The organism is Nitrosomonas sp. sh817, assembly GCF_030908545.1.
Taxonomy (GTDB): domain Bacteria; phylum Pseudomonadota; class Gammaproteobacteria; order Burkholderiales; family Nitrosomonadaceae; genus Nitrosomonas.
Map to the genome: position 1 here is coordinate 2,685,775 of NZ_CP133083.1, position 24,541 is coordinate 2,710,315.

Annotated in this window: 23 protein-coding genes and 1 pseudogene; 11 read left to right on the top strand and 13 right to left on the bottom strand. The window is 50.3% G+C overall.

What is annotated here, in order from left to right:
- Nucleotides 1-15: 15 nt before the first annotated feature.
- Entirely contained in the window at nucleotides 16-969 is a 954-nt protein-coding gene (gene trxB / locus RBH92_RS12740; protein WP_307932383.1) for a thioredoxin-disulfide reductase, read from the bottom strand.
- A 3-nt stretch (nucleotides 970-972) separates the two neighbouring features.
- Nucleotides 973-1,635 (bottom strand): dioxygenase family protein, encoded by a 663-nt coding sequence (locus RBH92_RS12745; protein WP_307932384.1) that lies wholly within the window; start codon nucleotides 1,633-1,635, stop codon nucleotides 973-975.
- A 453-nt stretch (nucleotides 1,636-2,088) separates the two neighbouring features.
- Between RBH92_RS12745 and RBH92_RS12750 the strand changes: the two genes are divergently transcribed.
- Nucleotides 2,089-3,126, top strand: a complete 1,038-nt coding sequence (locus RBH92_RS12750) for an IS630 family transposase (protein ID WP_307931811.1) — start codon at nucleotides 2,089-2,091, stop codon at nucleotides 3,124-3,126.
- Nucleotides 3,127-3,168: 42 nt separating this feature from the next.
- Here RBH92_RS12750 and RBH92_RS12755 read toward each other — a convergent pair whose 3' ends face one another.
- Complete coding sequence (locus tag RBH92_RS12755) at nucleotides 3,169-3,408, bottom strand: hypothetical protein (protein ID WP_307932385.1); 240 nt, start codon at nucleotides 3,406-3,408, stop codon at nucleotides 3,169-3,171.
- 290 nt (nucleotides 3,409-3,698) lie between these two features.
- Here RBH92_RS12755 and trbK point away from each other — a divergent pair, with 290 nt between their 5' ends.
- Nucleotides 3,699-3,899 carry an entry exclusion lipoprotein TrbK gene (trbK, locus tag RBH92_RS12760; RefSeq protein ID WP_292922868.1) on the top strand — a complete coding sequence of 67 codons (201 nt, stop codon included), beginning with the start codon at nucleotides 3,699-3,701 and terminating at the stop codon, nucleotides 3,897-3,899.
- Between the two features lie 215 nt (nucleotides 3,900-4,114).
- On the opposite strand, the gene RBH92_RS12765 is transcribed toward trbK, so the two are convergent.
- From RBH92_RS12765 to yjgA, 7 genes and pseudogenes are all read right to left on the bottom strand, one after another.
- Entirely contained in the window at nucleotides 4,115-5,107 is a 993-nt protein-coding gene (locus tag RBH92_RS12765; RefSeq protein ID WP_307932386.1) for a diacylglycerol/lipid kinase family protein, read from the bottom strand.
- Nucleotides 5,108-5,120: 13 nt separating this feature from the next.
- Nucleotides 5,121-6,164 carry an MJ1255/VC2487 family glycosyltransferase gene (locus RBH92_RS12770; RefSeq protein ID WP_307932387.1) on the bottom strand — a complete coding sequence of 348 codons (1,044 nt, stop codon included), beginning with the start codon at nucleotides 6,162-6,164 and terminating at the stop codon, nucleotides 5,121-5,123.
- Between the two features lie 135 nt (nucleotides 6,165-6,299).
- Nucleotides 6,300-7,229, bottom strand: coding sequence for a patatin-like phospholipase family protein (locus tag RBH92_RS12775; RefSeq protein WP_307932388.1), 930 nt, complete (start codon nucleotides 7,227-7,229; stop codon nucleotides 6,300-6,302).
- Complete coding sequence (locus RBH92_RS12780) at nucleotides 7,207-8,016, bottom strand: UDP-2,3-diacylglucosamine diphosphatase (protein WP_307932389.1); 810 nt, start codon at nucleotides 8,014-8,016, stop codon at nucleotides 7,207-7,209. The genes RBH92_RS12775 and RBH92_RS12780 overlap by 23 nt, the downstream gene beginning before the upstream one ends.
- A gap of 100 nt (nucleotides 8,017-8,116) precedes the next feature.
- A complete protein-coding gene (locus RBH92_RS12785; RefSeq protein WP_307932390.1) occupies nucleotides 8,117-8,836 on the bottom strand; it encodes a DUF2971 domain-containing protein in 720 nt (239 codons plus the stop codon).
- A gap of 23 nt (nucleotides 8,837-8,859) precedes the next feature.
- Nucleotides 8,860-9,059: pseudogene (locus RBH92_RS12790) on the bottom strand (IS1595 family transposase); the annotation flags it as partial.
- Between the two features lie 244 nt (nucleotides 9,060-9,303).
- The gene (gene yjgA / locus RBH92_RS12795; RefSeq protein WP_307932391.1) at nucleotides 9,304-9,813 is read right to left on the bottom strand and encodes a ribosome biogenesis factor YjgA; all 510 of its coding nucleotides are present in this window, start codon (nucleotides 9,811-9,813) and stop codon (nucleotides 9,304-9,306) included.
- An 87-nt stretch (nucleotides 9,814-9,900) separates the two neighbouring features.
- Here yjgA and pmbA point away from each other — a divergent pair, with 87 nt between their 5' ends.
- A complete protein-coding gene (gene pmbA / locus RBH92_RS12800) occupies nucleotides 9,901-11,259 on the top strand; it encodes a metalloprotease PmbA (RefSeq protein ID WP_307932392.1) in 1,359 nt (452 codons plus the stop codon).
- A 6-nt stretch (nucleotides 11,260-11,265) separates the two neighbouring features.
- On the opposite strand, the gene RBH92_RS12805 is transcribed toward pmbA, so the two are convergent.
- Nucleotides 11,266-12,969: an L-lactate permease gene (locus tag RBH92_RS12805; RefSeq protein WP_307932393.1), complete on the bottom strand. Its 1,704-nt coding sequence runs from the start codon at nucleotides 12,967-12,969 to the stop codon at nucleotides 11,266-11,268.
- Nucleotides 12,970-13,092: 123 nt separating this feature from the next.
- On the bottom strand, nucleotides 13,093-13,323 hold the full coding sequence (locus tag RBH92_RS12810; RefSeq protein ID WP_292922880.1) for a sulfurtransferase TusA family protein: 231 nt from the start codon (nucleotides 13,321-13,323) through the stop codon (nucleotides 13,093-13,095).
- A gap of 138 nt (nucleotides 13,324-13,461) precedes the next feature.
- Between RBH92_RS12810 and RBH92_RS12815 the strand changes: the two genes are divergently transcribed.
- Complete coding sequence (locus RBH92_RS12815) at nucleotides 13,462-14,283, top strand: hypothetical protein (RefSeq protein WP_307932394.1); 822 nt, start codon at nucleotides 13,462-13,464, stop codon at nucleotides 14,281-14,283.
- A gap of 183 nt (nucleotides 14,284-14,466) precedes the next feature.
- Here the strand turns inward: RBH92_RS12815 and RBH92_RS12820 are convergent, their stop codons facing one another.
- Nucleotides 14,467-18,093, bottom strand: coding sequence for a PAS domain S-box protein (locus RBH92_RS12820; RefSeq protein ID WP_307932395.1), 3,627 nt, complete (start codon nucleotides 18,091-18,093; stop codon nucleotides 14,467-14,469).
- A gap of 293 nt (nucleotides 18,094-18,386) precedes the next feature.
- Between RBH92_RS12820 and RBH92_RS12825 the strand changes: the two genes are divergently transcribed.
- The 7 genes from RBH92_RS12825 (at nucleotide 18,387) to RBH92_RS12855 (ending at nucleotide 24,541) form a co-directional block, all read left to right on the top strand.
- Nucleotides 18,387-19,175, top strand: coding sequence for a zinc metallopeptidase (locus RBH92_RS12825; RefSeq protein WP_307932396.1), 789 nt, complete (start codon nucleotides 18,387-18,389; stop codon nucleotides 19,173-19,175).
- Between the two features lie 115 nt (nucleotides 19,176-19,290).
- Complete coding sequence (gene gspG, locus RBH92_RS12830) at nucleotides 19,291-19,725, top strand: type II secretion system major pseudopilin GspG (RefSeq protein WP_307932397.1); 435 nt, start codon at nucleotides 19,291-19,293, stop codon at nucleotides 19,723-19,725.
- A gap of 9 nt (nucleotides 19,726-19,734) precedes the next feature.
- The gene (locus RBH92_RS12835) at nucleotides 19,735-20,919 is read left to right on the top strand and encodes a type II secretion system F family protein (protein ID WP_307932398.1); all 1,185 of its coding nucleotides are present in this window, start codon (nucleotides 19,735-19,737) and stop codon (nucleotides 20,917-20,919) included.
- Nucleotides 20,919-22,604 (top strand): GspE/PulE family protein, encoded by a 1,686-nt coding sequence (locus RBH92_RS12840; protein WP_307932399.1) that lies wholly within the window; start codon nucleotides 20,919-20,921, stop codon nucleotides 22,602-22,604. Before RBH92_RS12835 ends, RBH92_RS12840 begins: the two co-directional genes overlap by 1 nt.
- Nucleotides 22,585-23,418, top strand: a complete 834-nt coding sequence (locus RBH92_RS12845) for a hypothetical protein (RefSeq protein WP_307932400.1) — start codon at nucleotides 22,585-22,587, stop codon at nucleotides 23,416-23,418. Before RBH92_RS12840 ends, RBH92_RS12845 begins: the two co-directional genes overlap by 20 nt.
- Nucleotides 23,406-23,954 (top strand): PilN domain-containing protein, encoded by a 549-nt coding sequence (locus RBH92_RS12850; RefSeq protein ID WP_307932401.1) that lies wholly within the window; start codon nucleotides 23,406-23,408, stop codon nucleotides 23,952-23,954. Before RBH92_RS12845 ends, RBH92_RS12850 begins: the two co-directional genes overlap by 13 nt.
- Nucleotides 23,936-24,541 carry a hypothetical protein gene (locus RBH92_RS12855; RefSeq protein ID WP_307932402.1) on the top strand — a complete coding sequence of 202 codons (606 nt, stop codon included), beginning with the start codon at nucleotides 23,936-23,938 and terminating at the stop codon, nucleotides 24,539-24,541. The genes RBH92_RS12850 and RBH92_RS12855 overlap by 19 nt, the downstream gene beginning before the upstream one ends.

Consider the following 24,541-nt stretch of genomic DNA (forward strand, 5'->3'; position numbering starts at 1 on the left):
GATCCGGTTTTAGATTTATTTTTTTAAATCATCCAGATACTTTTCTGCATCTAACGCGGCCATGCAGCCGCTGGCCGCACTGGTAACCGCCTGCCGGTAAATATGATCTTGTACGTCGCCTGCAGCAAATACCCCCGGAATATCCGTCGCCGTCGCATTTCCCTGGCTACCTCCACGAGTCACGATATAGCCGTTTTCCATTTGCAATTGGCCAGTAAAAATATCGGTATTAGGTTTGTGGCCAATGGCAATAAAAACCCCCTGCAAGTCGATCATTTTTGTGGAATGATCTTGCGTACTCTTGATGCGCATGCCGGTGACACCGGATTGGTCGCCGAGCACTTCATCCAGCACATGGTTTAACGCTAGCTTGATATTGCCGTTCTGAACCTTTTCCATCAATTTGTCGATCAGAATTTTTTCCGACCGGAATTGATCACGCCGATGCACAACCGTAACACTACGAGCGATGTTAGCCAGATATAAAGCCTCCTCCACCGCGGTATTGCCGCCGCCTATGACAGCGACATCTTGTCCCTTATAGAAAAAACCATCACAAGTGGCGCACGCTGAAACACCTCGTCCCATAAACGCTTCTTCCGAAGGCAATCCAAGATATTGAGCAGAAGCTCCAGTCGCAATGATCAGTGCGTCGCACGTGTAGCTTGCCTGATCGCCGATCAACTGGATCGGTTTTTCCGTCAGCTTTGCTGTATGAATATGATCGAAAATAATTTCGGTTTCAAAGCGCTCGGCATGTTTCTGGAACCGCTCCATCAATTCCGGCCCCTGCACCCCAATGGCATCAGCGGGCCAGTTATCAACATCCGTTGTCGTCATCAATTGACCGCCTTGCGCCAATCCGGTGATTAAAACCGGCTTCAAATTCGCCCGCGCCGCATAAACTGCCGCGGTATATCCGGCTGGTCCGGAACCAAGGATTAGCAGTGTACTGTGTTTAGTTGTCATAGTTTAGTTACGGAGTAAATCAAGAACGATATTGTACTCGTAAAAAATCAAATTTCCTTCCCGGGCTTTTTCCGCGACAATCATGGCGGATTGTTCCACAACCGATTTTTGGCCCAATAATAAGTCGCTTTTATTCAGTTCCTGGTTGGGAAAATACATCTGGGTTGTCAATGCTTCATAGCCGGGTTTAAAAATCTTCAGGTGAATATGCGGCGGTCTCGTCCAAGTTCTGCTGGCTGGATATGCACCGGGCATCACTGTCTTGAAACGATACAAACCCTCATCATCGGTTTGAATCACCGCCCAGCCTTGGAAATTTTGATCGAGTTTGGCTTTGTTGGGATCACGAGGATGGCGGTAGCGGCCGTTGGCATCCGCTTGCCAAATATCAAGTAATGCTTTTCCCACCGGCTTACCGTAAATATCGGTCACACGGCCACTGATCATAATATATTGTCCGGCTGCACGGTCAAGATAACCATCGATGTGCGTCAAGTCGGCATCTTTATCTTTTTGATTCGCTACCGGGTAAAACGGCCCTTCGGTTTCACTGGGCGTGGACATCAACGCTAAAGCCTTGGCAAAACGGCTATCCATCCCTAAAATTCCAGCTACACTGCTGATCAGACTAAACTGCAGCAATTTCCTGCGTGAATATTTTTTCATCGAATTAACTATCATTTCGTGAGCAAGCACTCACTGAATTGAGAAATAATCAGAATCACAGGCTTATGATTGCTGAACCGGTTGTTTGATACACTCAATTTTGATGACATTCACCACGGTTTGTTCAAACGGCAATCTGGGATCTTCATTTATTTCTGCAGTGCATCGAATACTTTCTGATTCGCAGCATGGAGAAACTTCCTAGAATTGCAACCGGATTAAAGATTTAGAGAAAATTGATAATGCGGAAGAACTGGGTTTTTAGTTCAGAATTACTGCTTCTACTTTTAACCTTCAGTTCTTCGCTTGATTTGAAAAACAATCTATGCCGGAATTACTCCGATTGACAATACTTGAGCAGTATTAAGTTAAGACAAGGAAATTCTCAAAGAGTAACTTATTGACTCGGCACAATAATACTTGAAATTTATGAACCGCCCCCATCTTGTTGAAATGGAAAAAGACGACGCAAGATATTCGACGCTGGAGCAACTGCATGAACGGCGCAAGCAAGTGGTGCGGTTGCATCGCAAGGGCTACGGCGTGATGCAAATTGTTGAGCTCAGTGGGCTTTCGTATCCGACAGTTCGGTTTGCGATAGATCGGTATGAAGAAGGCGGATTTTCCGCCCTGAAGCCAGGGATGCGAGGCAAGCGTACTGGTCAAGGGCGGTCACTGACAGAGGAGCAGGAACAAGCCATCCGCAAGATCATTTGTGACAAGCGTCCGGAGCAACTGAAGATGGAATTTGCGCTGTGGAATCGGGCGGCGGTCATGCAACTGATAGAGCGGGAGTACAGCATCAAGCTGTCGGTGCGCGGCGTAGGCAACTATCTGTCACGTTGGGGTTTCACTCCCCAGAAGCCGATCAAGAAGGCCTATGAGCAGCGGCCTGAAGCCGTACAAGCCTGGCTCAACGAGCAATACCCGGAAATTGAGAAGCGCGCCAAGGCGGAAGGCGGCGAGATTCACTGGGGCGATGAAACCGCCTTGGTCAATACCGATGTGCGCGGTCGTTGCTATGCTCCGGCAGGCAAGACGCCAGTCACCTACGCGGCTGGTGGTACGCGACAGAAGCTATCGATGATTGCCGCAGTGACGAATCAGGGCAAAACACGCTGGATGATTATCGACGAGGCCTTCAACGCCGACAGGCTGATCGAATTCCTCGAAGCGCTGATCAAGGATGCCGGGAAGAAGGTATTCTTGATTCTCGACAATCTGCGGGTTCATCACAGCAAACAGGTCAAGGCATGGGTCGCTGAACGACAAGACAAAATCGAGCTGTTCTACCTGCCCAGCTATAGCCCGGAACTGAATCCGGAGGAACGCCTCAATGCCGACCTCAAGCATGCCATCGGGACGAAAGTGCCGGTGCGCACCAAGGCCAAACTCAAACTCGCTGCCACCGAACACATGGTTAAACTTGAACAATCACCCGAACGGGTCAAAAGCTTCTTTCAAGATCCGAGGGTCAAATATGCCGCTTGAAACTTCAAACTTCATCTGCCCGGATCAATAGAAGATATCAGCTCATCGTAATTTGCCACGAATAACCCGAACAGATTCTGGATTTTTCACAATAAGCTTTCCTTCACTCCCTACGAGATTTCCACAGCTGCATGCTGATTTGATAAATGGCAAAGAATTAACAATCTCCGTACATTCCAGGCATTCATAATATAAATCGCCGCTGGTCGGGAGCTTCGCCGGATCTGGAGCGGGTTCAACGGGATAGAAATTATAAATCTTGCGCATATCGATTTTCAGCATTTTCTCTCCTTGAATGAAGGTTATTTATTTCGCTAAGTTAACGGCAATCATCTTGAAAATCGTAGGGGCACAAATTTGAATTGAAGCAAAAACTTCCTTTAGGGAAACTTTCCAGTCTTAAAGGAACAAGGTTTGATCAACATCAAAACGAAGTCAGAAACAAAATACAAAGGCAATGGGATTAAGGTAAAATAAAAAAGTTAGGTTCGTGTGGCTGGGCCAACATCAGAAGTTATTGATAAATCAATAGATATATTAGATCGTAGTGTTTCTTTATAGGAAAATTTTAAATGAAGGTTAATAAAAATGTTGTTGGCATCATTGTTCTTAGTGTTGGTTTAGTAGGATGTAGTGGTGGCGGTCTTCCCGAAGCGGATTCAGTCAATTGCGCAGGACGAGGCATGGAAAAGTCGCTGGCTGAATTCAAAAACAATGAACCAGCACGACAAGCTTTCTTAGATAAATGCAATGAAATAAACCAAGGGAAGTAAATCCTCGGAAGTTTTCAATAGGAATTACTTTTACGTGATCTCCAGCTTCTGAGAAGCAGTCAATGTAGGGTGATTAAGCCGGATTGTATTTAATCCAAGCTAACTGAGACAGTCCGGATTACTACACCCTACGTTCCCTCTCTAAATCAATCCATTAACAAATCAATTAATCAAAGATATCTCTAACGCGAATCGCCGACAAACCGCTCGTACGCTCATACACCGAAACGCGAAGGTAGTAATACCCGGATCGGACGGGAACTGATGGTGAACTCGATAGTGCTTTCAGCCTCGATATCCCGGTTCCGGAAATAATCGCCATCCACTTGTAACGGATAGGATTGTCCATGCAAAGTGCAAGCAATGTGCCTCCCGGAATAGTATTGCATCGGCAAATTGGCGGGTTTGCGTTGCAAAATTTTTATGGCTTTGATCAACTCATGTTGATGCCGCGCGCCCGGCAAAAAGCCGGCCACCAGTTCATTTCTCGAAGGATTGGCACTCGGCACCAGTTGTAAATTTCTGGCGTATGCAGAGCTATTGGCTACGATGAGATAACCGGATTGATGATCGACAACGGCTTGCCCATCCACTTGCACGGAAACCTTAGGGTGATGCAACGAACACAACGCTTTCAAGCCGTGCCAAAGATAAATCGAATCGTTCAGCGGACCTTTGCGCTTGCCGATGTTTTTGACGGTTAACGAATCCAATCCCATCGAAGCCATATGAAAAAAAGGCTTGCTGCCTTTAATCCCTTTACCGCTGATCAAACCATAATATTGCTGTATGCAGGAACCAGCTACAATCGCCCGCAAAAGATCATCCGCGCTGGCGCTCATTTCGTAGGAACGGGCAAACAACGACTCATTGCCGCCGGGAATGGCATAAATCGGCATATCGGTTTTATCGATCAGATTCAGTAATTTTCTGACCGTACCATCGCCACCGGCCACCACAATCAGATCATTCTCCTCGATCTTGCCGGCAATACGCGAATATCCCTTGGTTTTTTTCTCGGATGGCAGCACCTCCACCACTTTACCCTCGCACATCAGCTCTTTTGCCAATTCAACCGCCGTTGCTTCGGTGTTTCCGGCACTGGAAATCGGATTGAAAATAATCAGGATTTTTTGCGGCGCTGGAATCTTGAGGATCAGCGGACTGGATTGAAATAATAGATTCTCATTTATCAAAGAAAGCGACATATCAACAATGTGTTTAGGCAAGATCCACGGGAATTATTTTGACTTCCGACCAAATCTGATGACACCAGGATTGATCGATTGGCGGCATTCCGGCTTTAATCCATTGCACCAGATGCTTGGCCGTATTGGGAAATGTCACGCGCAACGCCTTCGTGATATACAGCCATTCCTCAATAATCGCCGCATCGACTGTCTGCATCGTATGCCCATAACCTAAGGCCTTCAAAGCGGCGGCATTGGATGCTTGTTCCATTTGCGCATGTACAGGTTTTACCAGAATTTTCTTGCCTAACTGCAACGATTCACTCGCCAGCTCAAACCCCGCATTACAAATAATACCGGCGCAATCCGCCAGGTCTTTCTGGAATCCGGTGAGCGATAAAGGCTTGCAAAAAATATGTGTAAAAGGTGATGGAATCACATCCGGCGAATAAATATGAAACTCGAAATCTTTAAAGCGCGAGAAAAGCTTGATGATGTGCTGCTGATTTTCGAACGGCAAATAAACGACAATCTTGTTTTTCCGCAACTGCTCGGCATTAAAAGGCGTCTCTATGACCGGCGGCAACAGCGGTTGATCGAAATGATGCCAATGCAGGCCGATACCGAAATCGACCGGCGCAAATTTTTTTAACACCAATTCAGACATCGGATCGCTACCGGCGCGCGGTATGTTGTATTGAAACGCGTATTGGTGGCTGAAACCCACGGTTTTTTTACCCTGCCGTCTCGCCGACCAGGAAGTAACCGGCTCGAAGTCGCAAATCACCAGATCGTAGCGGCTCAAATCCAGCGCGCGGATATCCTTCAAAAAACGCAGCGGCTTTGACTGGAACACAGTCCGCAGGTGATTGATCTTGCCGTTATGGGTGCTGAAGGTCAGCCCTTCTCGCCACTGATGGCCGTTGAAAATCTCCATATCGAAGAACTTATCTTGCGGCCTCCCGGTAAATTGATACGTCACGTCCAGATCAGCCGCCCGCAATTCCCTCGCCATAATCCGGCCGCGCGTGATATGGCCATTGCCTGTTCCTTGAATACCGTAAAAAATTTTCATTATGTAATTTCAGATCAGAGTTAATTATTCTAAAAATCATGAAGATGGGAAATTTTAGCGGCTCCGCGTGACAACTGAATGACGAATTCTTGGCAATCGCATGACAATTAGGTTGCAGTCATACGGGTCAGTCACTCAGTGCGCGTTGTTCAACCAATATTTGATTTGCGGCCGGTGCCGGTGAAACCACGATACGCCGACATCCAGCGCTTTCCGCTGAATTGCCGGATCCTTGGCGGAATCCATGTGATCCGGCATGTTGTAGTCTTGCAAGTAGTCATTGATATAAAGCATCTGATCGCCAAGTACCTGCATCGTATTATTGGCATTGGAAATCATCTTCTCCCGGAGAATCAGCGAGGCGATACCGGATGCGGACCATTGCAACCCGCCATAGCGGCAGGCTTTCTCGCCATCCATCGCAAATCTGCGCCAGCCGGATCCGATCGAAAGCATTTTGATGCCGGTGTCCGGCCAGTTTTTTTGCGCATATAAATAAGCGCTTAATCCGGGATTATTCATCCCGACCCCACCGTCGATGCGCCAATCGCCGTCTTGTAACCGGACCGGCGCATAAAACGAAGGCGCTGCGGTACACGCATCGGCAATTTCATGCAGCAGAAAATCCGGTTGAACGGAATTGGTAAAGACCTCCAGGGAATCGCGGCTCAGATTGAAGCAAGGAATAAAAAGCAGTTTCTCTAGCGAGGAAAGCCTGCAATCTTGCAGCGCCGCTTGCAGTGTTTTGCTTTTAGGTGCGCTCTGAAACTTCGGCCGTAGCTGCAATCTGCTCAGAAAACGGCTCATACCATGTTCAATCATCATTGCCTGCAACAACCGCTCTTTGACAATCTTATGAACGAGCGCCTCAGCACTGGTTTTTTGACCTAGAATCAAACAGGCGATCAAACCGCCGGAGGAAGAGCCCGCAATCATATCGAACCGCTCATAAGTCGATACGCCGGTGTCTTGTTCCAGGCAGGCCAACACGCTCAGCTGTATCAGCAGATGGCTGCCGCCGCCATCCAAGCTCAGCAAGAATCTAGGCGGCTTCTCTGCTGGCAAGCAATTGTTCCTGGACTAAATTCTGGTACTGTTCAAAGCGTTCGTTCCAAAACACGAGTTCCAACGAACCGTCCAGATGTTCCAGCAGCGTCGAACAGCTTTCCACCCAGTCACCATCGTTACAATAAAGCACCGAATTGATTTCCCGCAACTCGGCATGATGGATGTGGCCGCACACTACACCATCGACACCCCGTTCCCTGGCAAGATGCGCCAATGCGTCTTCAAAACTGCTGATGTAACTGACCGCATTTTTTACTTTCAACTTCAGGTACGCCGATAGCGACCAATAGGAATAACCGAAAAATTTGCGCAAGCCGTTAAAATAATGGCTCAGATCCAGTAATGTGTCATACGCGACATTGCCAAGCTTCGCCAGCCAGCGGCTGTGTTTGACGATCATGTCGAATTCGTCGCCGTGCATCACCAGCAGTTTTCTGCCGTCCGTGGTGGTATGTACGTAATCCTGATGGATCTCCACATTCCCGAAAACATGGCCGACGCAATCGCGTAACGCTTCATCATGATTTCCCGGCACATAAATCACTTTCGTACCGTGTTTGGCTTTGCCAAGAATAGAGCGGATCACATTGGTATGCTGCTGCGGCCAGTAAGGCGTTTTTTTGATGCTCCAGAAATCGACAATATCGCCAACCAGAAAAAGATAATCGGTTTCGACCGAATGCAAGAAATGCAACAACGCCTCCGCCTGGCAACCGCGAAAACCGAGGTGCACATCGGAGATCCACACACTTCTAACTTTGATTGGCGCTTTATCTGTCATCATGAATGCCCTTATAGGATATTGATGACACGGAAGTTTAGAGCGGTATTGTTAAGCGCATTTGAACAGTTGATGAAATATTCATGAACATTTGATGAAACGATCAGACCCTGAAGCAGCAAGCGGAGAACGATCGCACACCGCTGACCGGATAGCACTCACCCGCAACGATTTGGAAAGACGACGAATCCAGCCGCGCATCCTGAACCGGCAGCGAATCCACCGCCAGCAATTCACTGGCGATATCCGCAGGTTTCAAATCGCAGCCGACGCCGCGGATCAATCCGACCAGCTTCAACGCATCCACACCATACGATTCCAGACTTAACGATTCGAAATAAACCTTTTTCCCTTTGGCATCGATCTGGCAAAAATGATCGCTCAGGTGACACATCATTCGAATCTCTCTTTCATAACCCCAGCTTGAAAATTTTGTCGCAATAAACGTCTTCAAATCAGATTCATCGAAACTGCCGCGCTGAATAGCCTCATCAACATCCAGCTTAAAACGCTCCGGCTGATAACCGATGCGAATCGCCATATCGTCCGGAATGTCAAACACCAACGCCACACCGCGATGCCCATCGGCATAATGACTCCACAGCACCGGATCGTGATAGTTCTCGCAAAAACAGATAACGCCGTATCGTTCATTCGTTTGATTCTTGAATGTTTCCAGCTTGATCCGGGTATCCGCATCGGAAAAATCCGCCACACAAAATTCAAATGGATCAATCAATTCATTGATGCGGGCAATTTTTAACCGGCGGTCACGCAAGGCTCTGAGAGCAAATTCGGAAGGGGTGAAGTGGTAGATAATCATTGTGGAATTGTCTTTTAAAAAGGCTATGTCACATTTAGCCGTTGAAACTGTCTTGTTTTTCCAACAGACGCCGGGGAAAAAAGTGCCGGTGTAATATTTTGACCGAGGCGGTCAATCATTCTGCGCCATCCGAGATAACTCCCAAGATAGCGCGTAGCTACTCCATCAAACTTTTCATCCATTGATTGAGCCGGCTGCCATAAGTATTAACATTCTGAATATGTTGTTTATAACACACTGACCTGCAACAATATTAACCGGGCGGTGAACAATCGCCGGTATAGCCCGGTTGTTTCACAAGCAGGACAGGCAGGTTTCATCCTGGCTACGTTTGATCAATGCCATGACCTCATTCCGGCTTAAATTCCGCTGATTTCATTGTGTATACCTCTATTTTTATGTCTCTATGCAGATCCGGCGAGCAATTCTGTGACATAGCCTGCTAATTACCCACACGCAGTGAACCATCAGACCTCAACAATTCCCTGCAACTCCTGAAACAACAAGCGGAAGCTCTTCGGCGGTTTTTCGGCGGCTTTTTCCTTTTGCGCGTTGCGGATCAGCAGCCGCAGGCGCTGCAAGTCGGCTTGCGGGTATTGTTTGGCGAATTCGGTGAGCGCGTGTTCATCGCTTAACAAGCGTTCACGCCAGCGCTCCAATTGATGCAGCCGGGCGGTTTGTTGTTTGGAGTTTTGCTGCCAGGAGTCGAGCTTTTCCTGGATCGGCGATGCATCGACTTCGCGCATCAAGCGGCCGATGTATTGCAGTTGCCGCCGCCGCGCGCCGTGTTTTTGCATGGGCCGAGCCAGCTTGATGGCGTCGACTAAAATTTCCGGCAGGTCAAACTCGGCCAGTTTCTTCGGATCGAGTTCCACCAGCTGCTCGCCGATTGCCTGTAAATCGTGCATATCTTTTTTGCGTTGCGTTTTGCTCGGCGCGATTGCTTCGTTATCATCGTGTTGCGGTTCTTTTTGCACGGTAACCTGTGTAATGCGGTATCAAGAAGCTGTTATCATAGCTTCCTCGTTTAAGATTCGCTTATATTTTCATTCTAATTGTACGACATGAATAACCTGACTGTTTCCGATACCCGATTTTCCTATTCCCTCAGCACGCTGCAACAAATCGCCCGCGATATTTTGCAACACGCTCAAAAAGGCGGCGCCAGCGCTTGCGAAACCAACGTTTCCGATGGCTTCGGCCAGACTGTCACGGTGCGGCAGCATGAAGTGGAAACGATTGAATACAATCGCGATAAAGGCTTGTCGGTTACTGTCTACATCGAGCAGAAACGCGGTCATGCCAGCACCTCCGATTTCTCACCGCAGGCAATCAGCGACACCGTTGCCGCAGCGTTGTCGATTGCGCGTTATACCGCGGACGATGATTGCGCCGGTCTGGCGGATGCCGAGCTGCTGGCAAAAGACTATCCGAGCCTGAATTTGTATTACCCGTGGCAAATCAGCGTCGAAGAAGCCATCGAACTGGCCAAGCAATGCGAACAATCCGGTTTTGCCGCCGATAAGCGCATCGCCAATTCCGAAGGCGCGAGCGTTTCCGTCAGCGAATCGCAGTTTATTTATGCCAACAGCCTGGGATTCATGGGTGGATACCCATTATCGCGCCACAGCATCAGTTGCGCGATGATCGCCGAGCAAGGCGATAGTAAACAGCGCGATTACTGGTACAGCGTAGTGCGCGATGCGGCGGATCTGGAAACCGTCGAAAGCATCGGACGAAAAGCCGGTGAACGAAGCGCAGCACGCCTGGGTGCCAGAAAAATCAGCACCTGCGAAGTGCCGGTTCTGTTCGAAGCGCCCATTGCATCGGGCTTGTTCGGACATTTTGCTTCTGCAATATCCGGTAACAACTTGTACCGGAAATCTTCTTTTCTGATCGACAGCATCGGCCAGCAAGTCTTTGCGCCGGATGTTCAGATTGTGGAGTTACCGCATTTGCACAAAGGCTTGGCGAGTGGTCCGTTTGACGATGACGGCGTCGCCACCCTTGACCGTCATGTGGTGGAAAACGGCATTGTGCAAGGTTATTTCCTCGGCAGCTATTCCGCGCGCAAACTCGGCATGCGCACGACCGGCAACGCCGGCGGCACGCACAACCTGATCATGAAAAATGGCACCCCTCTGTCTTTCCAGGGTCTTTTAAAGAAAATGGATACCGGCCTGCTGGTCACCGAGTTACTGGGGCACGGCATTAACCCGGTGACCGGGGATTATTCCCGGGGTGCTTCCGGATTCTGGGTTGAAAACGGCGCCATCCGCTATCCGGTGGAAGAAATCACCATTGCCGGCAATCTGAAGGATATGTTCCGCGGAATCATTGCAATCGGCGATGATGTCATCGTGCGCGGCTCGAAGCAATGCGGTTCGGTATTGATCGACCGCATGACCGTTGCCGGCGGCTGACGGCGCTCAAAACCGCTGCATCAAAGGATCGGTAACGCCCAATCCGTTAATCGCAATCATTGCGATTGCCCCGGTTACGATCAGATAGTACAGCGTCGGAACAACGGTCATGCGGATGGTTTCGCCTTCGCGGCCGAGCAAGCCGACTGTCGCGGAAGCGGCCACCACGTTATGAATTGCGATCATGTTACCGGCCGCCGCCCCGGCTGCTTGCACCGCCACCAGCAGCGCGCTGGACACACCGATCAATTGCGCGGTATCAAATTGGAATTGTGCCAGCATCAAGTTCGACACGGTATTGGATCCGGCGATGAAAGCACCGAGCGCACCCACCGACGGCGCGAAAAACGGATAAACCGCGCCGACACTATCGGCAACGAGTTGCGCCATCGCCTGCGGCATCGCCGGCAAACCCGCCAGATTCTCGCCGGAATTGATCAGAATGCGTACCATCGGTACCGTGAAAATCAACACAAAACCGGCGCCGATCAGGGTTTGAGCCGATTCTTTAACCGCCATTTTGAGTTCGGCGAATTGCATGCGGTGCAGAAAAAAAGTCACCAGCACCACCAGGATCATCAATCCGCCCGGCTGATAAAGCAACGCGATGCTGCCGGAAATACCGGTTTCACCGAGGATATCATCCCAGTCCAGCACGCCGTGCTGATTCAGCCACGATTTGAGTCCGTCATGGGCACGCGACACTACCAGCAATAACGCCAGCAGCCCGTACGGGCACCATGCCGCAACCAGCGATACCGGTGTTTTTGCCGCCAGGCTTTCCAGCCGGATGTCGATACTGCCCAGCCATTTCGATGGCCAATCGCGGGCTTCAGGAAAATCCCACGGCTGCCTGGGGATCAAGAACCCAGTGCGCGCTGCCGGTACAACGATCGCCAATCCGATCATGGCACCGGTCAATGAGGGAAATTCCGGTCCCAGAAAAACACCCGCCAACGCATACGGCACCACGAAAGCCAGCCCGGCAAAAAGCGCAAACGGCGCGATCGCCAATCCTTCGCGCCAGGATTGATCTCGACCGAAAAAACGCGTCAGCATCGTGCACATCAGCAACGGCATTAATAAGCCCGCGACAGCATGTATCAATGCAACCTCTGATGTGATCATTTGGTATAGCGCATCCCAGCTTGAGCCGTGTTCGATCAGCCGCTCGCTGATGGCCGTTTGGTCCAGTCCGCCGGTAACGCCGACGACGATCGGCGTGCCCACCGCGCCGAACGACACCGGTGTCGATTGCACCATCATGCCGGCCATCACCGCCGCCAAAGCCGGAAACCCCAACGCCACCAGCAGCGGCGCCACCACCGCCGCCGGTGTGCCGAATCCCGATGCGCCTTCGATAAAACATCCCAGCAACCATGCCACGATGATGACCTGCACGCGCCGGTCCGGGCTGATGTTTGAAAATCCGCGCCGGATCGTAGTAATTGCACCTGAGTGTTTCAAGGTATTGAGCAGCAGAATCGCGCCGAAAATGATCCACAAGATCGAACCGGTCAGAATCAATCCTTGCAAAGCGGATGCGATCACGCGATTGACGGTCATGCCCCACACGACCAGCGCAATCGCTACGGTGACGGCAAACACCAACGGCATGGCGCGCCGCGCGGGCCAGTTGAACCCCACCAGCAATACCGCGGCCAACCCGAGCGGCAAAAAAGCGAAGAGTGGATAGATCGATTCAGGCACAACCGTTATCCTGTTAAATGCCGCGCGATCCCGGGCGAAATAATGCATCGGCTTGTTGTACCCGCAGCCAACAACCGGAAGCGATGGCATCAAACCATTTTGGACACGGAGCACGCACGGGGATTAGCGTTTTTTCAGCACAAAAACAAACTCATCCGCCGTCTGCGACATCGACAGCAGCGCATGACCGGTTTGTTCGGCGAATACTTGAAAGTCGATCACCGAACCTTTATCGGTGGCAATAATCCGCAAAATTTGCCCGCTCGACATCGCCGCCAGCGATTGCTTGGTTCGTAAAATCGGCAGCGGGCAAACCAAACCGCGGGCATCCAATTCCTTATCGATATCTCGCATTTTTTAACATGTGTGTTGGAATCAAATGCGCAGTGTGATTTTTATCACAGACTGCGGCATTGATTCTTCGTAAACTGGTCAATACTACCAAAAGTTAATTGTATCTTTGTTTCTATCTTCTCTTCAGCAGGAGGCCATATGCCGACCAACAACCTTTCTCTAAAATCAGCGTATTGCCGATTCGGCTTGCTTTTACTGTCAGGCATGCTCTTAACAAGCGCGGCAAGCGCGGCATCTTTCGTTTTGGATAGCTTCGATGCGCCAACGCCCAAAGAATTTACCGTAATCACTACCGCCGGCGATTTCACTACACCCGGCGCAGCCGGTGAAATTCAAACTTCCACGCCATCCGTACCCGGCGGCGTCCGCGAAGCCTTTTTACATGTTTACAATAATCCGTTACATAGCGTATCCGTGCTGCAGGTTGGCGATGGCAATCTCAGTGTCGCGCAGGGAACGGGCGCCATGGCCGAAACATTGATCAATTACGGCGCTTTCACCAGACCAACCGGCGATCCGTCGGTGGGCGGACCGCTGCTGAATTTGGATCTATCCGAGTATAACGCGCTGCAGTTTAATTTTTCGGGTGTGGAAGATGCATTGAATCTGGTCGCGGTATTTTATACCTCAGCGCCATTGGATCCATCCAGTCCGCTTTATTATTCACAGTCCGGACTAAACATTGCGCCGGGCATTCCAGGGGGACCGCTATCCGTAAACCTGGACGTATCCAACAACTTGGCTTTCAATTGGGATCAAGTCGACGGCATCGCGATCTTAATCAATCGTTCCGGACCGATACCAAGCACTTCCTATACACTGGATCACGTGAGCTTTGAAACCGTAACGCCGGTTCCGGAACCGCAGGCTTGGATCATGCTGCTCATCGGACTCACCGCGCTGCCGCTATTCAGACCCCGTAGCTTACAACGCTTGTTAACCAGACGGCCAATCTCATAACGATCACCTCCAGGCCGGGCATTGAGAAATCTATCGGAAACTGTCGTTGCCAACAACCACAGGCAGGATACCATCACAGCAAAACCGATAGCCGCTTTATGTCCGGCCAAACGCTCTCGATCTTATTAAAAAAACGCTGATTAATCGACTGCACGAGCGAATCGATAAACCGTCTCCAGCCGCTCATTTTTTCACGCCATGACCGCTCTCACCCTCGCGTGACCCTTCTTTACCGAAAAGCGCAATCACGAGATTAACCAAACTCGACGGTACAAAAGGTTTATGCAAAATACCAATAGCATTATCCGTCTCGGATCTTCTTGAGAACTCCGGATCCAGAGAATTGGTCATCAGAATGATTTTGGGTCTAACAGGCGCTGGCAGCGCCATTGCAATCGCCTTACATGCATCCCGTCCGTCAGCGCCGGTATCGCGTAGGGTAAACAACATCAAATCGTATCTCAGTGAGCCTTCACCCGTCAGTTGCCCGGCCGCCTGCTCAACATTCTCTACAGCAGTCACTTGCCAGCCGAATGACTGCGTTGTTTCAGCCAATACCTTGCGCGTCACCGCGTGATCATCGATCAGCATCACATTGAGTGCACGCAGGGTTTCCGGAATAACCACCCAAGGCTGGAAGTCAGTTGCGGGTAATTGCAATTTGACGATGCAACGAAAGCAACTGCCTTTGCCATATTCGCTTTCAACAACGATGTCGCCGCCCATTTGCCGGGCCAGTCTGCGGGAAATGGCAAGTCCCAGGCCGCTACCGCCAAAACGGCGGGTGATGGAGGAATCCGCTTGTGAAAATGCTTCAAAAAGATTTTCCATTTGCTCCGGCTTGATCCCGATGCCGGTGTCGCTCACGCTGAAAATCAGTTTGACGGTATCCGCACGGCCCGTCTTTTCAATCGCGATGCGGATAATTACTTCGCCTTGATCGGTAAACTTGATCGCATTATTGATAAGGTTGACTAAAATTTGACTTAATCGCAGTGGATCGCCGGAAAAGTATCTAGGCACATCGGGCGCGATGTAAAACATGACATCGATGGCTTTGTCCTTTACCGCTGTAGATCCGATCGCCGACAAATTCTCCAGAATATTATCCAAGTCAACCGGAATGTTATCCAATTCAATTTTATTGGCTTCAATCTTGGAGTAGTCCAAAATATCGCTAATGACACCCAGTAATATCTTGGAGGATCCCTCGATATTCCGGAGAAACATGCTTTGCTGGGAATCGAGCGCGGTTTTTCCTAGTAAATAGGCCATACCGATCACAGCATTCATCGGAGTACGGATTTCATGCGACATCATCGCAAGAAAACGGGTTTTCGCGATACTGGCTGCTTCCGCCTGGCGGCGCGCTTCAATCAGCATCGCTTCACGCTCTTTTTGTTCCGTAATATCCTGATGCGTACCGAACATCATCAGCGGTTTACCATCTTCCGTCCAGCTCGTAACTTTGCCGCGATCCAGCACCCAGACCCAATGACCGGCTTTATGGCGCATCCGCGCTTCGAACTCGTAATAAGAAATTTTTCCGGCAAAATGATCTTTCAGGATCGCCTCGGATTGCTTTAGATCATCCGGATGCGCATAGCTAAGCCAGGTTTCGATCGAGGTTGGAGCCAATTCGTCGAGGGTATAACCGATGATTTCAGCCCAACGCTCATTAAAAATCACTTCCCCCGTTTGTACATTCCATTCCCAGGTACCGATATGCGTGCCTTCAATAATATTGGACAGACGCAGACGTTGATATTCGATTTCTTTTTCACGTAACTTCCGTTTGGTGATTTCCCGTGACGATGCATAAATCAATTGCTTGCCTGAAATTTCTATTCTTCGCGCATTGATCTCAACGTCGATGATGACGCCATCCTTACGGCGGTGCAGCGTCTCGAAAACGCGCGGAGTTCTCGATACCTCGCGCACGGCATCGATCAATTTATCTTTCGGAATCATGGCATCCCAGTCCATGACATTGAGCCGGGCGGTTTCCTCGTTGGAATAACCCAGCATCTTCGCAAACGAGTGGCTGAATTCCACGATATTGCCGTCTTCGTCCAGAATATGCACGCCATCGCTGGCGTGCTCGAGCAAAGCCGCAAATTTCAGCGAAATATTCTTCAATTCGGTAATGTCAGTCGCGTAACCGTTCCAAACGATACTGCCGTCCGCTTGTTTTTCCGGTTTGGATTGCGCGTGTATCCAGCGGAATTCATTATGCGGGGTAATGATCCGGAAATCGGCATACCAATCGCTTAAGGTATCGGTGGATTCCCGGATCGAGCGGTCGATTAACCCGGAATCTTGCGGATGAATAGCGGAAAAGATTGCAGAAGCATCCACAACCACGCTTTCCGGGGTTATTCCGAAAATTCCGGTAATGCCCTTACTGGCATACGGCACACACACCCGCCCATCCGGGAAGCGCTGAAACTGGTAAATAAAACCGGGAATGCTATTGGATAAGTCCTCAAGAAACTTATGACTTCTAAAAAGTTGATTTTCCAGATTCTTGCGCAAGGTGATATCGACCAAGGTAATCAAGCGATGCTTGTGAGATGCGCCCGATCCCAGTGATGACGCAGAAGCGATCACGCTCCGTTCAGAGCCATCCTTGCAGCGGATCACCACATCGAACGGCTCGAAACCGATGCCGCCGCGGGATGATTTTTCCAAATGTTCATTCCAGGTGGTTTTCACCCATTGACGGTAGGATGGATCCGGGTATGCTTTGAGCCACCACTCCGCTAATACCGGGATATCGTTCAAGGTATAACCAAACGATTGAATAAACGCTTTATTAAGAAATACGATATTTTGCTGATCATCGTTGATCGCTTTAGGTATCGGCGAGGAATCGATTATCGTATATAACCTGGCTTCGCTTTCCCGCAATGCTTTCTCGACTTGATTACGTTCGGCGAACAGTACACTGACAAATTGCGCCGTCAGCGAAATACCCAGAATAAAGATATTCATGTCGAGAATATGCAAGCTTTGCGTTTCGACAAAGGGTCCGAAGCCACGCGCCGTCTCGTACAAGGCGAGTACAGTAATGCCGCTGCAAATCAACGACACCACAGCCAAATTACTTGCTATCGCAATCCACAGCAAAAGCGGCACATAAATCACCAGGGCAAGCGCAATCCCGCTTAAAGCGGTATCGCCGAAAACCAGCCAGGTAGCCGGCAGCATCAGCATCAGCGGGATAATTGCGCTCATGATGGCTTGCTGGAAATCCTTAAACCGGCCCGGAGACGAAAATACTACCAGCAAAAATGGCGTCACCAGAAACTGCCCCAAGCTATTTCCGAACCACCAATAAACCCATGCCAACTGAAAATTTTGCGATGCCTCAATGGCATTAAAGAAAAACAGCGTGGCTGTTCCCAAGCTGGCGCTGAACGGTTGCAAAATCAAAAAAATCAACGCCACCAGCCGGCCTAAGTGGTGAACGTCGTTTAACGCCGGATTCATTCCCCAACGCTTGAACATCACCGCCCCAAGGACGGCTTCCATGCTATTGATAGCGGCAATCATGAGCGACGGCAGAAGATCAAGACCGGTACTCAAAGCCAATGCCCATTGGCCCAGAAAGACACCAGGCCAAACCTTACGGCCCAGCAAAATAACCGCAGCCAGCGCAATCCCTTCGGATACAAAAAAAACCGGTGTGACAATAAAATGAGATACAGCGGTAATAAAACTGAGATGGCCAAAAACAAAATACAAACCGGCCAGTCCCAATAGCTGTAAAAAATACCTTCGATTGAAAAAGCTGTTGCTACTTGCCATTACAAGCCATTGAGTAAATCGGTTGCAACATTACTGTCATAGTTGGGTACAAGAAATTTGCAGCTCCATCCGTCGCGTAAATCTGTTTACCGGCGCTGCTAACCGAGATATTCCAACATTCAAGGATGTTACGCAATCAAAATCGGAAGCTGATCCGGATGTGACCGCCACGATCGTGCGATCGCTGCGCCGCATTCGATATGTCCGCAATTTTTATTCGCGAATAAAGCAATTTTAAAAAAAGAATAAACAGCATTTGTTTACTTTGCTCGCATAATCGGAAAAATAAATTTTTGCTAAGCTGGCAAGCAAATATCGTCGAACTCGGGTGGCGCATCCTTCGAAATAATCGGAAAATAGCGGATGGAACCATTTATTCGAGTCAATATCAGACTTTTATGTTTTATTTGATACTGATCATCATTATTACCGCCGTTATCGTTGGACCTTCTTACTGGGTTAAGCATACGCTCGCAAAATACAGCATTCCGGAAGACCGCTACCCCGGTACCGGCGCGGAATTGGCCCGCATCCTGCTGGATTGGGCAAAATTGCAAACCGTGAAGGTAGAATTAACGGACCAGGGGGATCATTACGATCCGATTGCAAAAGCCGTTCGGCTGACAGCCGATAAATATAACGGTAAATCATTGACTGCAATCACCGTTGCGGCGCATGAAGTCGGTCATGCGATTCAGGATCGTGATGGTTATATGCCGTTGCGGTTGCGCACGCGTCTGGTGGAAATCGCCGCCCCGGTGGAAAAGCTGGGAGCAGCCATTTTAATGATTGCTCCGGTCATTACCGTCACCACCAAAGCCCCGGTCGCAGGCGCGCTATTTTTAGCGGGCGGTCTGTTAACATTAGGGTTTGCCACCATCATTCATTTCATCACCTTGCCGATGGAACTGCATGCCAGCTTCGCCCGCGCGCTGCCGATGCTGGAGCAAGGCGGCTATCTGATGGAAGGCGACGAGCCGCATGCCCGGAAAATATTACGTGCAGCAGCCTGGACTTACGTTTCGGCGTCCTTGATGACACTGCTCAATATCGCCCGATGGTGGGCAATTCTCCGCCGATAGTTGCTGACAGCCAACAAAATCCATTGCCTTGTGGCATGCCTTCTTGACCCTGTCATATAAGCAACTTACCATGTGAAAGTTTAATATGATAAATCTTACTAGTTAAAGGAAAATTATGATGTATCGGATTAGGCATCAAAAAACAAATAATATGCTGGGTTTCACATTGCTTGAGCTTCTCGTTGTAATGGTTATTATTGGTTTACTCGCTGCCTATGTCGGACCAAAATACTTTTCTCAGGTTGGCAAATCTGAAATCAAAATGGCGCAGGCGCAAATCGATGCCCTGGAGAAAGCTTTGCATCAATACCGCTTGGATGTCGGCAGCTACCCGGCCACCGAGCAAGGTTTGACAGCGTTGGTGACCCGCCCCAGCAATGAAGCAAGATGGCAAGGTCCCTATCTATCCAAACTGCCTCCAGCCGATCCGTGGGGACGCCCCTATGTTTACAAGTATCCGGGCGATCGCGCCGAATTTGATCTGCTTTCCTACGGCAAGGACGGGCAACCCGGCGGCGAAGGCGAAGCAGCCGATATCACCAATTGGTAGAAATTGCTAATGCGGTTTGAAATAAAAGCAGTCATCTCCGGGCAAGGAACCGTGCATCTGGAACTGGAAGCAAACAGCGAGGAAGAAGCACGCCGTCAGATCATCGAGCAAGGCGGAATGGTTCTCAGCATCAAGCGCAGTTTCTCCGGCTTCTCGCTGAAATCGAAAACGCGTTTTCCGCTGGTTCACTTCAGCCAGGAATTACTGTCGCTGCAAACCGCCGGATTAAGCTTGGTCGAAAGTATCGAAACGCTATTGGAGAAAGAGCAGGACGGCAGCAATCGCAAAATTATCCAAAGTATTCTCGCGCGGCTGTATGAAGGGGTCACTTTCTCGCAAACCCTGGAAGAATACCCGCAAGCGTTTCCGCCATTGTATATCGCCACCGTTCGAGCCAGCGAGCGCACCGGCGATCTGGCGGAAGCGCTGACGCGTTTTATCACTTACCAGACACAAATGGACTTTGTCCGGAAGAAACTGATCGGCGCCTCGATCTACCCGGTTTTGCTATTGGCGGTCGGTTTTCTGGTTTCGGTATTCCTGATGGTGTTTGTCGTTCCCAAATTCAGCGCTATTTACGACGACATGGGCAGCGACTTGCCATGGCTTTCGCTATTGCTGATCAAATGGGGACAATTCGTGCATGATCGCGGCTGGGAATTGGCCATTACTTCATGCACAATTCTGGGATTGACGATTTATACCGTCAGCCGCCCGGCATTCCGCGCCAAAGTCATGCAGTGGCTATGGCGCATCCCCGCCATCGGCGAGCATATGCGGGTCTATCAACTGGCCCGGTTCTATAAGACGCTGGGAATGTTATTACGCGGCGGTATTCCGATTACGCAAGCATTGGAAATGGTCGGTGGTTTGTTGCAATCGCATCTGCGCCCCAAAGTTGCTGCGGCTGCCAAACACATCCGTGAAGGCAGAACCATCTCCAGCGCCATGGAAATGGAAGGTTTGACGACTGCGGTCGGTAATCGCATGCTCCGTGTCGGCGAACGTACCGGCTTGATGGGCGACATGATGGAGCGCATCGGCAACTTTCATGATGAGGAAATTGCCCGCTGGGTCGAATGGACAACCAAACTGATTGAACCGCTGCTGATGGCATTCATCGGTATTGTGATCGGCGGTATCATCATATTGATGTATATGCCTATTTTTGAATTGGCGGGAAGTATTAATTGATGGAAACTTCCTTGCAAACAGCCAATAATCCCGTCCTTGACCTCAACCGGCTGGCCGGAATCCGGCATAAAGCGGCTATGCAAAATGTTTCAGTCATCCAGATACTGGAAGAAGAAGGTTTCTCCCCCGATGCTTTGATGCAGCAGCTCGGCCGATTGATGCACATGCCCGTGCTCGAAATGAAAGCCATCCATACGTTGCAACCGGCCTTCGATATCTTGCCGTTTGCAGAAGCACTGGCGCATGAATGCATACTCTTTCACCGTGACCAACAGCTGGTATTCGCGATCAGCAATCCTTTCTCCGGCAAGCTGCGCTCCTGGGCCGAGGAACGATTCGACCGGGCAGTTGAATGGCACTTGGTTCATCCGGCGGACTTGAGCGCTTTCTTCACCCAGCAGGAAAAAACCATGCGTGCGATGGATCAAGTCCTGCCATCCACAGAATTGAGCAATATTCAAAGCGGTGTCGAGGATTTATCGTTAAAGAGCATCAATGAAGGCACCAGCCAGGTCGTCCGCCTGGTACATTCAACCCTGTACGACGCGCATAAATCGCAAGCCAGCGATATACACCTGGAAATGACCATCGGCGCATTGTCGATCAAATACCGGATCGATGGGGTATTGACGCATATCGGCGTCATCCAGGGGGGCGATTTGGCCGAGCAAGTCATCTCCAGAATCAAAGTAATGTCTGAATTGGATATCGCGGAACGCCGGGTGCCGCAGGATGGACGGTTCAAGATCTCCATTCAAGGGCGGGAGATCGATTTCCGCGTCTCCATCATGCCGAGCATTTTCGGTGAAGATGCGGTATTGCGGATACTCGACCGGCAAGCGCTGTCGGATCAACTGGAAGGCTTAACGCTCAATCAACTGGGATTCAGCCAGGCAGCCATCGCCAGTATCCGCCGTTTAAGTTCGGAACCCTACGGTATGCTGCTGGTTACCGGACCGACCGGCAGTGGCAAAACCACTTCGCTCTACGCCGCTATTTCGGAAGTCAACAAAGGCAACGACAAGATCATCACCATCGAGGATCCGATCGAATATCAGCTTCCCGGCGTTTTACAAATACCGGTCAATGAAAAAAAAGGCTTGACGTTCGCCCGTGGCTTGCGCTCTATTCTGCGGCACGATCCGGACAAGATCATGGTCGGCGAAATCCGCGATGCGGAAACCGCGCAGATCGCCATACAAGCGGCGCTCACCGGTCACTTGGTGTTTACCACCGTGCATGCCAATAACGTATTTGACGTGATCGGCCGGTTCTCGCATATGGGTGTGGATCCCTACAGTTTCGTATCGGCTTTGAACGGCATTGTGGCGCAACGTTTGGTGCGGCTGCTCTGTTCGCACTGCGCTGTCGACGAACGGCCCGATGATGATTTGATTGAAGAATCGGGCATTCCATTGGATCAAGCGCATCTCTACCATTTCCGCAGCGGCAAGGGATGCGGGCAGTGCCGCGGCAGCGGCTATCGCGGCAGAAATGCGATCGCCGAGATACTGTTATTGAACGATGCAATTCGCGAACTGATCGTGGCGCAAGAACCGATCCGGCGCATTAAAGAAGCGGCTCGCGACAACGGCACCCGCTTCTTGCGCGAAGCCGCATTGGATATGGTCAAACAAGGATTAACCAGCTTGGAGGAAGCCAATCGTGTTACCATTGTGGCGTGACCGGATTCAGGTATTTCTGGCGCCCGCGCGACTGGATTGGGTGCGCTTGAAACGCGGCTTTAAGCCGGTTCAGCTTGACAAAGCCACGGTATTTTTTGAACCGGACGGGAACGCGCCGGACTGGGAGCCGGCATTACGGCAACTGGACCACGTGCTGTCCGAAGGATCCGGGACTCAGATATCCATCGTGCTATCCAATCATTTTGTGCGTTATGCCGCGCTTCCGCCGCAAAGTGAAATCAACACGCCGGAAGAAGTAAAATCCTATGCGCAATTCCGCATGCAGGAAGTCTATGGTGAGCGGGTGGAATCCTGGGCGCTCAGCGTGAGTGACTGGAATCCGGTGGATGGCGCAGTTTGCGCCGCGATTCCGCGGGATTTGCTGGCGCGATTGGAACAGCTGATGGTTACTCACAAATGCAAGCTGCAACACGTCGAACCGTATTTGGCGTCGGTCTACGATCGCTGGTGCGCGCAATTGCAAAATGAGAAAATTTATTTGGCAGTGATAGAAACCGGCCGCATTTGTATCGCCATATCCCATCATGGCAAATGGCAAAGCATCCGCAACCAGCGGATTCTGCATAACGCCGCCGATGATTTACTCGCCGCTTTGGATCAAGAGGTTATTTGGTCCGGCACCAAAGAAGCGCTGGAATTCGTGCATTTATTCGCCCCCGAATACCCGGGCCTGACATTGCCATCGCAAAGCGGCTGGCAGGTCGTTACCCTGCCGCAGAAAAACCTGCCGGTGCCGGCTTATTACCCCACCGTTACTGTTCAACAATCCAATCAAAATCAATGTCCCGCTTAAGATTAAGATTTCCTTATCGCGAACAAGCAGCGCCGCAACTCGACATGTTCCTGTTAGTGCTGGGTTTGGCAGTCGTCGCGGGCGTGTTTCTGCAGTTCCGCTATCAAGCCGAAGAAATCAATTTCTGGAGCAACCGGGTCGAGCGGATGGAAAAGCAGCAACAGCAAAAAGCCGCGCCGCGCGCGCGCGCGACATCGCGCATCCGCGAATTCAGCCAGGAAATCGGCAAGGAAGTCGCGCAAGCCAACGCTGTTCTCGACCAGCTTAATTTGCCCTGGGAAGCATTGTTCGACTCGATCGAACATGCGGCAACCGACGATATCGCACTGCTATCGCTGCAACCCAATTTCGCCAACCGGACATTGCGGTTGAACGGCGAAGCCAAAAGCATGGCGGAATTATTGGATTTTGTTGAAGCGCTGGAGCGTGAACCGGTATTTGAAAATGTGCACTTGTTGAATTACAAAATCAAACAGGATAATCCGCACCGTCCGATCATTTTTCTGTTACATGCCGCATGGATACAAGTTTCCTGAAAAAAGAACTACCGTCCATCCCGTGGAACCGGATCTTGCTGCTGGTGCGGTGGCAACTGGGGCGCTTGGGCAATACCGGCAAGATCGGCTTCGGCTTGATGATCGCAGCCGGTATTTATTTTGTTCTCGCGGTGCTACCGCAAGAAACGGAACTGCAGAAACTCAAAGACCGGGCGGTTACCCTGCAAGCGCAAGCCATATCGAAAAAATCCGCCACCGATGGCACTGATCTTGAAGCGGGGAAAAAAATGAGCAGCGATCAGGCATTACAAGTATTTTATGATTTCTTCCCGCGCATCGATTCATCGCCTTTCTGGATCCGCGAACTGACCGGATTAGCTCAGAAACAAGGCATCGAACTGGCAAGCAGCGAGTACCGGTTAATCAATGAAAGTGACGCCCGTTTAGCGCGCTACGAAATGATTCTGCCGGTTAAAGGCAGTTATCCGCAAATCCGCGCTTTTATCGCCGATGCCTTGGAAACCATTCCGGCAATGGCCATATCGGCAATCGCCATCAAGCGTGAAAGCACGGCTGCTGACAAGCTGGATGTGCGGCTGGAAATCAACCTTTATTTGAACAAATAA